This is a genomic window from Marinobacter sp. 3-2 (genome assembly GCF_003751355.1).
Classification (GTDB): Bacteria; Pseudomonadota; Gammaproteobacteria; order Pseudomonadales; family Oleiphilaceae; genus Marinobacter; species Marinobacter adhaerens.
The window spans coordinates 279,436-291,682 of the sequence record NZ_RJUQ01000014.1; the positions used below are offsets into that span (position 1 = coordinate 279,436).

At 56.3% G+C, this 12,247-nt stretch carries 12 protein-coding genes; 3 read left to right on the plus strand and 9 right to left on the minus strand.

Going from position 1 to position 12,247, the window contains the following annotated elements; genetic code table 11:
- The first annotated feature begins 129 nt into the window (after window positions 1–129).
- Window positions 130–1,422: a hypothetical protein gene (locus EDB94_RS13930; RefSeq protein ID WP_108019670.1), complete on the plus strand. Its 1,293-nt coding sequence runs from the start codon at window positions 130–132 to the stop codon at window positions 1,420–1,422.
- 41 nt (window positions 1,423–1,463) lie between these two features.
- Here EDB94_RS13930 and EDB94_RS13935 read toward each other — a convergent pair whose 3' ends face one another.
- Window positions 1,464–1,922: a hypothetical protein gene (locus tag EDB94_RS13935; protein ID WP_041338076.1), complete on the minus strand. Its 459-nt coding sequence runs from the start codon at window positions 1,920–1,922 to the stop codon at window positions 1,464–1,466.
- Window positions 1,923–2,706: 784 nt separating this feature from the next.
- Here EDB94_RS13935 and EDB94_RS13945 point away from each other — a divergent pair.
- Window positions 2,707–3,219: a DUF411 domain-containing protein gene (locus tag EDB94_RS13945; protein WP_108019672.1), complete on the plus strand. Its 513-nt coding sequence runs from the start codon at window positions 2,707–2,709 to the stop codon at window positions 3,217–3,219.
- Between the two features lie 50 nt (window positions 3,220–3,269).
- Window positions 3,270–3,992 (plus strand): cytochrome c biogenesis CcdA family protein, encoded by a 723-nt coding sequence (locus EDB94_RS13950; protein WP_108019674.1) that lies wholly within the window; start codon window positions 3,270–3,272, stop codon window positions 3,990–3,992.
- A gap of 85 nt (window positions 3,993–4,077) precedes the next feature.
- On the opposite strand, the gene EDB94_RS13955 is transcribed toward EDB94_RS13950, so the two are convergent.
- The 8 genes from EDB94_RS13955 to EDB94_RS13990 all read right to left on the minus strand — a co-directional run bounded on the left by EDB94_RS13955 (window position 4,078) and on the right by EDB94_RS13990 (window position 12,104).
- A complete protein-coding gene (locus EDB94_RS13955; RefSeq protein WP_108019676.1) occupies window positions 4,078–4,464 on the minus strand; it encodes a DUF302 domain-containing protein in 387 nt (128 codons plus the stop codon).
- 31 nt (window positions 4,465–4,495) lie between these two features.
- A complete protein-coding gene (locus EDB94_RS13960; RefSeq protein WP_108019678.1) occupies window positions 4,496–6,862 on the minus strand; it encodes a heavy metal translocating P-type ATPase in 2,367 nt (788 codons plus the stop codon).
- The gene (locus tag EDB94_RS13965) at window positions 6,855–7,082 is read right to left on the minus strand and encodes a hypothetical protein (RefSeq protein ID WP_022990675.1); all 228 of its coding nucleotides are present in this window, start codon (window positions 7,080–7,082) and stop codon (window positions 6,855–6,857) included. The genes EDB94_RS13960 and EDB94_RS13965 overlap by 8 nt, the downstream gene beginning before the upstream one ends.
- A gap of 27 nt (window positions 7,083–7,109) precedes the next feature.
- On the minus strand, window positions 7,110–8,465 hold the full coding sequence (locus EDB94_RS13970) for an APC family permease (protein WP_108019680.1): 1,356 nt from the start codon (window positions 8,463–8,465) through the stop codon (window positions 7,110–7,112).
- A gap of 11 nt (window positions 8,466–8,476) precedes the next feature.
- Window positions 8,477–8,833, minus strand: a complete 357-nt coding sequence (locus EDB94_RS13975) for a hypothetical protein (RefSeq protein WP_108019682.1) — start codon at window positions 8,831–8,833, stop codon at window positions 8,477–8,479.
- 152 nt (window positions 8,834–8,985) lie between these two features.
- Window positions 8,986–9,735: a copper resistance protein B gene (locus EDB94_RS13980; protein WP_108019684.1), complete on the minus strand. Its 750-nt coding sequence runs from the start codon at window positions 9,733–9,735 to the stop codon at window positions 8,986–8,988.
- The gene (locus EDB94_RS13985; RefSeq protein WP_108019686.1) at window positions 9,732–11,489 is read right to left on the minus strand and encodes a copper resistance system multicopper oxidase; all 1,758 of its coding nucleotides are present in this window, start codon (window positions 11,487–11,489) and stop codon (window positions 9,732–9,734) included. The genes EDB94_RS13980 and EDB94_RS13985 overlap by 4 nt, the downstream gene beginning before the upstream one ends.
- Window positions 11,490–11,576: 87 nt before the next feature.
- Window positions 11,577–12,104 (minus strand): cupredoxin domain-containing protein, encoded by a 528-nt coding sequence (locus EDB94_RS13990; protein WP_108019687.1) that lies wholly within the window; start codon window positions 12,102–12,104, stop codon window positions 11,577–11,579.
- Window positions 12,105–12,247 lie beyond the last annotated feature (143 nt).

The following is a 12,247-nucleotide window of genomic DNA, read 5'->3' on the forward strand; positions in this document are numbered from 1 at the left end:
CCGAACAGGCATGGTCATTACTTGGCAGTCCATCACACCAAGCTGAAACAGGCCTGAAAACAGTTGCGAAACATGCATCCGTTTGACCAGAATCAAGGTGGAACGATTCACAATGACCATGGACGACCAATGCAAGACGAGCCCCAGGAAAACCAGCGAACAACCAAAACCCACGCCGACCAGCTCAACCGGCAGTGTTACTGCATCACTCTTGATCGGAAAGCCCTCACCGATACCCTCAAAAAGCAGTTTTCAGACGCCGGGAACGAATCGTCGGCGGTTCCCGAGCTCCACCACCTGTTTTCAAACACGCCGGTTTTTGTACCCCGGGCGGACATCGCGACGATGGAGCGGATCGTTCAGGCGATCGAATCGGCTGCCGAGCTTCCGTTCTACCGGGAACGAGCTCTGTCCTGGGCGCCCGGCATCGCCGGTTTTGATCCAGGCCCCATCGGGGCCTTCATGGGCTACGACTTTCACCTGGGCGAGAACGGGCCTCAGCTGATCGAAATCAACACCAACGCCGGCGGCGCATTTCTGAACACGGTATTGGCCCGGGCTCAACACCGATGCTGTGACCCGTCCCAGCAGACCGCCGGCACCAACCGTGCACTGGATGGGTTCGAGGACGCGGTGTTTGCCATGTTCCAGCAGGAGTGGCAACGGCAAGGTGGCGACTCGACGCCCGGTTGCCTGGCCATTGTGGACGATGCCCCAGAATCCCAGTTTATGTTCCCGGAATTCCAACTGGCCCAGCAGTTATTCCAGGCCAGAGGCATTGAGACCTTGATCCTCGACCCATCGGAGCTTGAGTATGTTGATGGCGCTCTGAGCGCCCACGGCAAGCCTATCGACATGGTGTACAACCGCCTGGTGGATTTTGCCTTGGAGGCCCCGGCTCTTGGGGCATTAAGGCGCGCCTACCTCGACGGCGCGGCGGTCGTCACGCCCAATCCACGCGCCCATGCGCTTATGGCCGACAAACGGAACCTGATCCTGCTATCTGATGCCCAAACCCTGCGCGACTGGGGCCTGAGTGAAACCGAGGCAGGATTTCTGGATAGAGCTGTACCGAAGACCCGGCTGGTTTCAGCAAGTGATGAGGCGGAGTTGTGGAGCAACCGGCGTAAACTGTTTTTCAAACCGGTGGCGGGCCATGGCAGCAAGGGCGTCTATCGGGGCGAAAAACTGACCCGCCGCGTTTTCGAAGAGATCCTGAAGGGTGATTACATCGCGCAGAACTTCGTTCCCGCCGGAGAACGCACGCTGAGAGTGGATGGCACGGTCACCACCAGAAAGGTCGATATCCGTTTGTACACCTATGCTGGGCAACTTCTGCTTTCCGCCGCACGGGTTTACCAAGGCCAGGCCACTAACTTTCGTACCCCAGGCGGTGGGTTCGCACCCGTCTTTCAGGTGTGATCACTACCGCTTACCCTGGCCTCTCGATCTATTTGGTTGCTTTAAAGGTCGTCCATGCGCCCTACCTGGCGAGCGAGACGCATGGATTCGTTCTGCTCCATGGTCAACAGTGATTCCAGCAGTTCCTTTGCTTCTGGAATCTCGGCCTTTCCAACCAGTGTCTTGTAGAGATCAATAATCTGATCGTGGAAGTCAAAGACCTCGCGGGAGATGCCAGCGAAATCCAGCTTTGCGTAGGGCTCGTCGCAGGTTCGGTGAGTTTTGATCGGGTTATGAGAGAGGTAGTCGATAACTCGGGTCTCCAGAGCCTTCGCATCTCCCTGGCGCTCAAACTCGTTTACGATGCGCTCCATCTCGGACTCATGGGTTGCCAGGTAGTCCAACAGCGCCCTTGCCCGTTCCTCTTCATTCTTTGTTGCGCAATGGGACATGCAACGTGCCAGGTTCGCATGAAGATCACGTGTCCACTCAATCAGCTCTCGAAATGTTCTAATGTCCATTCCAGATTACCTCTTACACATGGTTAATGATGTTGGATGCAAAAACACGTCCTTGTTCGGACCCAGGAGGGAGTCGGTGACGTTCTGCCAGCAAACCACATTCACCTGAATTCAAACTGAATGACCAGAGCGGTCCGGCTCGGACGTTGATCTCAATCAAATGCCTCATCGCCCGACAAAAATAACATTGTCGTAGCTTGACGTATGACCAGATCAAAGGTTTTATATTGAATAAGAGGGACATCAGGATCGCTATAGCCGTTCAACTCATGGAAACCAACATGCCTTCTCGCCAATTCCTTGCAGCATTGTTAAGCATTCTGCTGTTAATCGGCGGCCCGACTCAGAGGCTTGCCGGGGTAGCGAATACCGATGCGGCGAACACGAGCATCAGCGCAGCCGACTGGGACGGAATGACCCAGACCAGGGCCAGTACCTCAGGCATAAATCATTCCAAAATGGCTGTGGATTGCGATACCTCCGAACAACAAAATTGTCACCGGGCGGCCTCTCACTGCGCTTCAGCTTCGGTTTATGGCATGGCCACAGCAACATCAGTGCCTTCCATTCAAACTGCTGCCCACGTTGACGCCATACCTTTCTGGGCGGTTTACCGCAGCCCGATTTCCGATGTCCTGACGCCCCCTCCTGACACCCTCTCCTGATCCTCTCACAGCTTCATCACCGTGGGCCGCAACGCCCGGAAAACCGGATTTACATTCATATTAACAGGCTGGGCCGGCTTCACAGAGTCATAGGCGGGCAAGCCTGTCAGGAGATCACCATGAAGACCAGAAAACTTGCCCTTTACACTGGCGTAGCTGTCATTGCGCTCGCCGCCGGCGCCACCACGCTGGCAATCCAGGCCAACGAATCCGCCGAAACATCACCCCCTTCGGCCTCGATCAGCCAAGCCGGGCCTGCCATTACCATCTATAAAAGCCCAAGCTGTGGCTGCTGCGAGGGGTGGGTTGAGCACCTTGAGGCCAGCGGCTTCAAGACCCGGGTAATCGATACCGACGACGTCAGTGCGATCAAGCAGACCCATGGCGTACCCGGAGAGCTAGCCTCCTGTCACACCGGGCTGATCGGTGACCTGGTAATCGAGGGCCATGTGCCGGCGGACGATATCCTCGCTTACCTGGAAAACCCCCAGTTCAATACCGTCGGACTGACAGTTCCGGGTATGGTCCAGGGCAGTCCCGGCATGGAAACCGGGCGGAAGGACGACTACCAGGTTATCGCCTTCCGCGCCAACGGCCAGCAAAGCGTATTCCGCGAACACAGCGATTACTGAGACCAGTCCCTGCCAACGGCAAGGAATACCACGGATTCTGGAGATTCTGAATGCCAGACCTTGCAACCTGGGGCACCCTGGCCGCTTTTCTCGGCGGCCTGGTGTCCTTCTTCTCACCCTGCACCCTGCCACTGGTTCCGGGCTACTTGTCCGTGGTTACCGGTGGTGCCGTAACCGAGGCCTCGAATCGGCTCAAAGCCCTGTGGCTGAGTGTCTGTTTTGTGCTCGGCTTCAGCCTGGTGTTTGTTGCCCTGGGCGCAAGCGCAAGCCTTCTGGGGCAATGGCTGATGGCCTACCGTCAGGAAGCCAATCTGGTGGCCGGCGTACTGATTATTCTCATGGGCCTGTTCATGCTGAGCTGGTGGAGCATGCCAGCCCTGCAACGGGACTGGCGTCTAGGGCATACGCTGGAGGGCGGGCGACCGACCGCCGCTTTCGTGCTGGGGGTGGCATTCGCCGTCGGCTGGACTCCGTGTATCGGCCCCATACTCGGAGCCATACTGGCACTCAGCTCAACCCATGCCAACGCGGAAACGGGCATGCTGTATCTTGCGGTGTATTCGCTGGGTCTGGCGCTGCCATTCCTTGGAACCACACTGTTCATCGAGCACTTTCGCGAGCGGATGCGAGGGTTCAGTCGTTGGAGCAGACCACTGAGGGCAGTGGCGGGGCTGGGGCTGGTGATCATGGGCGTGATGGTGTTAACCGGCCAGATGACCCGCTTTGCTTCGTGGATGCTATCCACCTTTCCGGTTCTGGGGGATCTGGGCTAGTAGATAAACAAACTCCCGGCTCAAATATGCCGGGAGGTTTTTATGGTTTCGGGTCGATAACAGATTCCTCTTCGTGTTAAGACAATCAGATCGCCTGAACGACTTCAGAAAGCATATCCCTGACTTTCCCGGCAACCTGCTTGAGGTCTTCATTATCAATGGCGGACATGGAAGCCACCGGATCCACTGCACTTACCTCAATGCCCTCCGAAACCTCACGAAGAATAACGTTGCAAGGCAGCATGGCACCCACGCGAGGCTCCACACCGATGGCTTCCCAGGCCATGCCCGGATTGCAGGCCCCGAGAATCCGATAAGCCGACATGTCCTTGTCCAGCTTTTTCTTCATGGTGGCTTTGACATCAATTTCCGTCAGTATCCCGAAACCGTGGTCGGTAAGGGCCTGGCGCGCTCTTTGATCTACGCCCTCGAAATCTGCATCTTTGATAATTCGATTGATCGTGTATGACATGGCTATCTCCAATGATTCGGAAGTTCATTGTTTATTGATTGAGCTTCACCACCCTCAAACGCAGCGCATTCACTATCACGCTGACTGAGGACAGCGACATGGCGGCCGCCGCAAAAATCGGTGATAGCAATATCCCGAAAAATGGGTACAGAACTCCTGCCGCAATAGGAACGCCAGCAGAGTTGTATATAAATGCAAAAAACAGGTTCTGCCGGATATTGCGCATGGTCGCCAGAGACAAACGGCGCGCTTCCACAATGCCCATCAAATCGCCGCGCAGCAGCGTAATGCCGGCGCTTTCGATGGCGACATCGGTCCCGGTGCCCATGGCCACACCGACATCCGCCGTTGCCAGTGCAGGCGCATCGTTAACGCCATCACCCGCCATCACCACAATGCGGCCCTCGTCTTTCAGTCGCTGGACGATCTTGCCCTTGTCCTCCGGCAGCACTTCCGCTTCCACTTCGTCGATATGCAGTTTTCGGGCAACTGCTTCAGCTGAAGTGCGGTTGTCGCCGGTCAGCATGACCACCCGGATGCCGTCTTTTTGCAGCGCGGAAATAGCGGCTTCGGTGGTTTCCTTGACCGGGTCGGCGATGGCCAACAACCCCGCGATGCTTCCGTCGACGGCGGCAAAAATCACGGTAGCGCCATCCTTTCGGAGCTGGTCGGCTTCGCCGTCAAATGTCGCAGTGTCGACATTCTCCGACTCCATCAGAAGACGGTTGCCAAGTAGCACCCGCTTGCCGTCGATTCGACCGGTGACCCCTTTGCCATTCGGGGAGTCAAAGTCTTCCGCATCCGGCAGTTTCAGGTCCATGCCCTTGGCTTTATCGAGAATGGCGTGGGCCAATGGGTGCTCACTGCCTTTCTCTAGGCCGCCGGCATAACGCATCAGATCACTGTCATTGAACCCGTTCGCCGCGACCAGGCGGGTGACTTGCGGCTTGCCCTCCGTCAGCGTGCCGGTTTTATCGACCACCACGGTGTCCACCTTTTCCATTCGCTCCAGCGCTTCCGCGTCGCGGATCAGCACACCACTCTGGGCACCGCGCCCGACACCCACCATGATCGACATGGGCGTTGCCAGACCGAGCGCGCAGGGGCAGGCAATGATCAGCACGCTAACTGCAGCAATCAAACCGAACGCCATGGGCGGTGCTGGCCCAAAGAAAGACCAGGCAATAAAGGCAACAATGGCAATTACGATCACAGCGGGCACAAACCAGCCTGCTACCTTGTCTGCCAGCCCCTGAATCGGTGCGCGGCTTCGCTGGGCGCTGGCGACCATCTGCACGATCTGGGACAGCATGGTATCGCGGCCAACCTTGTCGGCACGCATGATGAAGCTGCCCTGCTGGTTAATGCTGCCGCCGATCACCTGATCGCCAGATTTCTTGCTCACCGCCAGGGGCTCACCGGTCACCATGGACTCATCCACGTTGGAGCTGCCCTCAAGGACCTCGCCGTCCAGCGGCACCTTGTCGCCGGGGCGAACCCGCAGGCGGTCACCGACCTTTACCTGATCCAGCGATACATCCGACTCACCGCCATCATCGTCCAGTTTTCTGGCGGTGGCGGGCGCCAGGTCAAGCAGAGCCTTGATGGCACCGGAGGTTTTCTCCCGGGCCCGTAACTCCAACACCTGCCCCAGCAGCACCAACACCACAATGACCGCTGCCGCCTCAAAATACACTGCCACCGAGCCATCGTCCTGCCGGAAGGCACCCGGGAATACCTGGGGTGCAAGTGTGGCTACCAGGCTATAGATCAGCGCTACGCCGGTGCCAATGGCAATCAGCGTGAACATGTTCAAATTTCGACTGACCACGGATTTCCAGCCCCGGACGAAGAAGGGCCAGCCGCACCAGAGCACCACGGGCGTTGCCAACACTAACTGAATCCAGTTGGACATCTGAGGAGCAACAATATGGTCAAGCCCGGTCAGGTGCCCGCCCATTTCCAGCACCAGGACCGGCAATGTCAGCACCAGGCCAACCCAGAATCGGCGGGTCATGTCCTTGAGTTCTGCCGACGGCCCGTCGTCCAGGCTCACCTGCTCTGGCTCCAGGGCCATCCCACAAATGGGGCAGTCCCCCGGTCCTTGCTGGCGAATTTCCGGATGCATAGGGCAGGTATACATGGTCCCCGGCGCTACCGGCTCTTGCTGCTGCTTTTCCTCACCGAGGTACTGTTCCGGGTCCTCGTCAAACTTGGTCTGGCAGCGTGACGAGCAGAAGTACCAGGTTTTGCCACCGTGTTCGCTACGGTGCTCTGCCGAGTGGGGATCCACCGACATGCCGCAAACCGGATCTTTCACTGCGTGCTCCCCGGCAGCTTTTTGATCATGACTGTGATTATGACTGTCATGGTGGTGGGCGTGTTGATGCTCAGCCATTCTGATCTCCTGTTTTATCGGCGGGCCAGTCTGCAAATGCAATGAAATACAGCAGAACCAGATTGACGATAGGGATCAGTATCAGTACACCCATCCACCCCGGATACCCCGTGCGCTGGCAAATACGCCAGGCCGGAATGACGACCACAATGGCAATCACCAGCATCCACAGCCAGTGGCCTGCCCACATGGTGTTCCCGAACATGTTATCTCCCATCATGGCAATAGCCTCACTTCCTGATTCTGGTTAATGGTGACGATGCGCGTGACTCTCTTCCTGTTTCGCTTGCGCGGATTCCGGCGATCTTTTCAGGAAAATCTGCTCGGAAACTGCAAGCACAATCATGGTGACCACGGCCACGCCAATAACAAAGGGGTCCGTATTCAGCTTGACCCAGACAAAGCCGCCAAGCACCAGCAGATCCAACAGGATGGCTGTCGCCGGTACCCACACATTGGACTTCACGTCCTCACGCAGGTAGCGCAAAACGCCCCAATGGATGGCAATGTCCATGATCAGGTAAAAAATGATGCCTAGCGCTGCAATCCGGGAGAGGTCAAAGAAGGCCGTTAGAATCAGCCCCAGGACCACGGTGTAGACCAGCGTGTGCTTTTGGATACTGCCCGGCATACCGAAATGACGATGCGGAACCAGCTTCATTTCGGTCAGCATGGCCAACATGCGCGAAACGGCGAATATGCTTGCGAGGATGCCACCCGCGGTGGCCATCATGGCAATGGCGACGGTGAACCAGACCGCATACTCTCCCAATGCCGGGCGCGCTGCGGCAGCAAGCGAATAGTCCTGCGTTTCGATGATTTCAGCCAGCGACAGGTTGCTGGCCACAGCAAAACCAACCAGGGTGTAAATCACCACGCAGGCCGCGATGGAAATAATGATGGCTCGCCCTACATTTCGCTTGGGATCTATTACTTCGGAGCCGCTGTTAGTGATCGTGGTGAAGCCCTTGAAGGCGAGTATGCCAAGTGCTGTCGCACCCAAGAAATTACCCGTTGCTCCGGCTTCGCCCGCGCTTGAAAAGTCGACCGACAGACTATCGGCAACCCAGACACCCACCAGCCCGAAGACCAGAATGCCGCCAATTTTCAGAATGCCGATGAACGAGGCCACCCCCTGAATCATCCGGTTACCCAGCAGATTGATCAGAAACGCAGCCAGGATCAGAGAGACGCCAAGAATGGGCACCATGCGGCCGCTGTCATCACCGCCGAACAGCTGCATGGTGTAGGAACCGAAGGTACGCGCTAGAAAGCTCTGGGCAATCACCATCGAGAAATACATCAGCAAAGCGTTAAACGCCGTCGGCAGGCGGTTGCCGTAGGCTTTGTGAAGGTACATGCCAATGCCCCCGGCGGACGGGTAGGCATTGGAGATCTTGATGTAGGAATAGGCGCTGAAGCTGACAATCACCGCCGCTGCGAGAAACGCCAGCGGGAAAAGCACGCCGGTCATCTGTGCCATCTGCCCGGTCAAAGCAAAGATACCGGCGCCAATCATGACGCCGGTACCCAGCATGACAGTTCCTGCGAGTGTGAGACTGCCTTCCTTATAACGAGTGGTTCTGTCCTGCTCCCCGCTCATCTAACCTCCGGTTATTTTCGCTTCATGGGTGGGATTTTTGAACAGCAAAACGGCTCATGCTTGGCATTTGCCCGGACGTTGTCGTCGGTAAACCGGTACCAGGCCAATTTACGCCGGGTCCACCATCCGGTTTTCAATCGGCCACCGTAAGCCTTGATCAGTTCCAGTAATTCATCGACGGACCAGTGGGTTCCGTCGTACGTCACCTGCAATGTGCCATTTGGCTTACGCTCGGCGAAATCAACGCAGGGGTGGTGATTAAGATCGTGGATGAGCCCATCCCACTGATCCTCTCCAAGCCCCTCGACGGCCATTTTTCGGCGCAACAAAAACTGCTCCTGATTGGTTGCTTTGTGTGCTTTGGTCATGGGGTGACACCTCTCTTCCTGATGACTTCTCCCTGTATCAAAACACTTCAATCTGAACTGCGACTGAAAATGGACACAGACTTTCGGTGGATTTGAGTTACATCAAATCATAGACGAAAAAGGGCCGTGGGTTTCCCCATGGCCCATCAGCATCAGAATGCGATTCGAGCGCCGATCACGGCAAACCAGTCTTCTGTCCCACCGCCTTCAGCTTTCGTAAAATCGGCTGTATCGCCGTACTTGCGCTCATGCACCACGCCCACGTAGGGAGAGAACGCACGATCGATCAGGTCATACCTCAACCGAAGGCCAGTTTCGGTGGAAACCAATCCCTTTCCGACACCGATTTCTTCATCCTCGCTAAACGCAACAGTGGCATCCAGCGTTGCGGCCAGGATCCAGTGGTTCGTGAACAGCAACTCGTACTCTGCGTCAAGTTGGGCTGACGTATCGCCATCTTTGCTCACATAAAGGTTCGCATCGATCTCAAACCACTGAGGCGCCAACCCTGCTACGCCCAATACCGCGTAGGTCCGATCCGGACCCTCGGGGGTATCGAATCGAACACCTGCCTTGGCATCAAAGAACTTGGAGATGGGCACTTGGCCTACAAGCTGGTTTTCCAACGTTTCGTAGGCCTTTTCTTCAATCGCATACTCACCTTTTGTCAGCCACCGAACTTTCAGATCGTCCGTGCCGTAGAAGGCATCTGCATTCCAGACGCCCAACTCCTCATCGTCATCGCTGTAGCGGTATTCAAATTCCTCGAACTGAATGCCCCAGGTTGTGAGCGGCTGTTTGCGAGCGGTGGTGTCGGAGATCATTTCCTGAGCTGTCGCCGCCGCTGAGAATCCAATGGAGGCAAGAAAACTGACAGCAACAAGTGATCGAATAGATCTCATGCATCACCTCCTTCCGCAGTTGTTGCGTCCGCCTTTGCTTGAGTCGACTCGGGGCCACCCTCAACAATCACTTTGCGGAACATACCGGCCGCCGCGTGATAGGACAGGTGGCAGTGGAAAGCCCACTGGCCAGGCTCGTCCACCTCGGTTTCCATATACACCGTCGTGCCCGGCTGGACGCTGACCGTGTGTTTGATCGGGTTCCACTGACCAGCGCCAACATCGAGGATGGACCACATGCCATGCAAGTGCATGGGGTGCGTCATCATGGTTTCATTGACGAACTTGAAGCGAACGCGCTCACCGTATTTCAGGCGAATGGGGTCAGCGTCCTCGTACTTCACGCCGTTAATACTCCAGGTGTACCGTTCCATGTTGCCAGTCAAACGAAGCTCGACTTCCCGCGTCGGTTCGCGGTCTTCATACAGTGGGTCCTGAGCCTTCAGGTCTGCGTAAGACAGGAACTTGCCGCCATTGGCTGCCGTGGGCACAAGGCCGCTTCCCTTGGCATAGAAGGGATCGCTTGGGCCTGCTTTTCCCATCGCCATGGAGCCATGGTCCATGCCGGACATGCTCGAATGATCCATGCCTTCCATATTCGACGGGTCCATTCCTTCCATTGAGGAGTGATCCATGCCCGGCATCTCTTCTGAGCTATTCATATCCATGTTGCCATGATCCATGCCAGCCATATTGCCGTGGTCCATGCCGGGCATACCGCCCATATCCGCCATAGTCAGACGGGCAGGCTCGCGCAGTTGCGGCACGGCGGCTTCCATACCCTCTTCAGGGGCCAGTGTTGCCCTCGCATAACCGGAACGCCCCATGGATTCGGCGAAAATGGTATAAGCCTGCTCATCTTTCGGGCGCACGATCACGTCGTAGGTTTCCGCTACACCGATGCGGAACTCGTCCACGTTGACGGGCTGAACGTTATTGCCATCTGCCTGCACAACGGTCATGTCCAGACCCGGGATACGGATATCGAAATAGGTCATCGCCGAAGAGTTAATGAACCGCAGCCGGATGCGCTCTCCGGGTTCAAAGAGGCCAGTCCAGTTCTGATCGGGCCCTTTGCCATTGATCAGGCCTGTGAAGCCCTGTAGGTCTTCCACATCCGCTTTCATCATCCGCATGTCACCCCAGGCCATGCGGTCCCGGATGGTGTTCATCAGACCGTTTTTGGACGCGTCCGAAAAAAACTCCCCTACGGTTTGCTGCTCACGGTTGTAGTAATCCGGCATCATCTTCAGGTTGCGCATGATGCGGTCACCAGAATGAGGATGCTTATCAGTGAGCTGCACAACGTATTCGCGGTCGTAACGGAACGGCTCACGGCCTTCGGGCTCAATAACGATGGAACCGTAGGCGCCGTCCGGCTCCTGAAAACCAGAATGGCTATGAAACCAGTAGGTGCCTGCCTGCTGGATCGGAAACTCGTAGGTAAAGGTCTCACCAGGCTTAATGCCCGGAAAGCTGATGCCTGGCACACCGTCCTGATCAAAAGGAAGGATCAGGCCGTGCCAGTGGATCGATGTCATCTCATCCAGGTTGTTGGTCACGTTGATCCTGACGTTTTCGCCTTCCTTGAAGCGCATCACCGGCCCGGGGGACTTTCCGTTGTACCCGATACCCTCTTTGACGAAGTCACCGGTGTCGATTTCAACCCGGTCGACCGTTAAGTCGTATTCGCCGGCCAGAACCATTGCCGGCATCAACAGGCTCAATAGCCCCGTCAGTAGACGTGTTTTCATCTGTTTTACTCCAAACTGCACTTCGTTGAAGCTGGGCTGGCATTCAGTCGCCAACCCTTGCATTCGCGTGGTTGTCAGAACACCGAATCACTCAAAGTTAACGTCACCGTACATGCCCGCCTGGTAGTGCCCCGGCACGTTACAGGCAAACTCGATATCGCCCTTTTCGGTAAATTTCCAGACAACTTCCTTACTTTGACCCGGTTCCAGCAACACGCTGTTCGGATCGTCATGCTTCATGGTTTTACCGTTGCCCATATCCATATTCATCATGTTCTGATTGAGCTTTCCGCCCTGGATCACGCCATGTTCAACCATCATCATCATTTCCTTCTGATGGCCTTCATGCATGGAAGGGGTGCCGATGTTGAACTCGTGGACCAGACTGCCTTCGTTCTTGACGACAAAGCGTACGGTTTCGCCAGGTTCAACATTGATTTCTTCCGGTTCGTAGTAGTTGTCGTACATTTCGACGGTAATAGTGCGAGAGGCTTCTGATGCCTTGCCCGGTTCGCCACTGCTGGCACCGTGGCCACCGCCATGGGCACCAGCGGCGAGGGTCACTGCCGACATCGACATGGCAACGGCTGCGACAATCAACTTGGATGCATTCATCTTGTCTTCTCCTCAGATTACTGGCCGGAAATACCGGCAACGGTTAGCCCTGAACTCAGAGCAGTGTCAAAATACGAGTGACACCATCGCGCACCAACCTGAATTCTTGCTGAAAATACCCAACTCTTTTGTTGTTCAGCCTG

Excerpts from the sequence above, each read along its gene's own strand:
- EDB94_RS13930 (WP_108019670.1), top strand. The coding sequence starts at position 130 with ATGCAAGACGAGCCCCAGGAAAACCAGCGAACAACCAAAACCCACGCC.
- EDB94_RS13935 (WP_041338076.1), bottom strand. The coding sequence starts at position 1,922 with ATGGACATTAGAACATTTCGAGAGCTGATTGAGTGGACACGTGATCTT.
- EDB94_RS13945 (WP_108019672.1), top strand. The coding sequence starts at position 2,707 with ATGAAGACCAGAAAACTTGCCCTTTACACTGGCGTAGCTGTCATTGCG.
- EDB94_RS13950 (WP_108019674.1), top strand. The coding sequence starts at position 3,270 with ATGCCAGACCTTGCAACCTGGGGCACCCTGGCCGCTTTTCTCGGCGGC.
- EDB94_RS13955 (WP_108019676.1), bottom strand. The coding sequence starts at position 4,464 with ATGTCATACACGATCAATCGAATTATCAAAGATGCAGATTTCGAGGGC.
- EDB94_RS13960 (WP_108019678.1), bottom strand. The coding sequence starts at position 6,862 with ATGGCTGAGCATCAACACGCCCACCACCATGACAGTCATAATCACAGT.
- EDB94_RS13965 (WP_022990675.1), bottom strand. The coding sequence starts at position 7,082 with ATGATGGGAGATAACATGTTCGGGAACACCATGTGGGCAGGCCACTGG.
- EDB94_RS13970 (WP_108019680.1), bottom strand. The coding sequence starts at position 8,465 with ATGAGCGGGGAGCAGGACAGAACCACTCGTTATAAGGAAGGCAGTCTC.
- EDB94_RS13975 (WP_108019682.1), bottom strand. The coding sequence starts at position 8,833 with ATGACCAAAGCACACAAAGCAACCAATCAGGAGCAGTTTTTGTTGCGC.
- EDB94_RS13980 (WP_108019684.1), bottom strand. The coding sequence starts at position 9,735 with ATGAGATCTATTCGATCACTTGTTGCTGTCAGTTTTCTTGCCTCCATT.
- EDB94_RS13985 (WP_108019686.1), bottom strand. The coding sequence starts at position 11,489 with ATGAAAACACGTCTACTGACGGGGCTATTGAGCCTGTTGATGCCGGCA.
- EDB94_RS13990 (WP_108019687.1), bottom strand. The coding sequence starts at position 12,104 with ATGAATGCATCCAAGTTGATTGTCGCAGCCGTTGCCATGTCGATGTCG.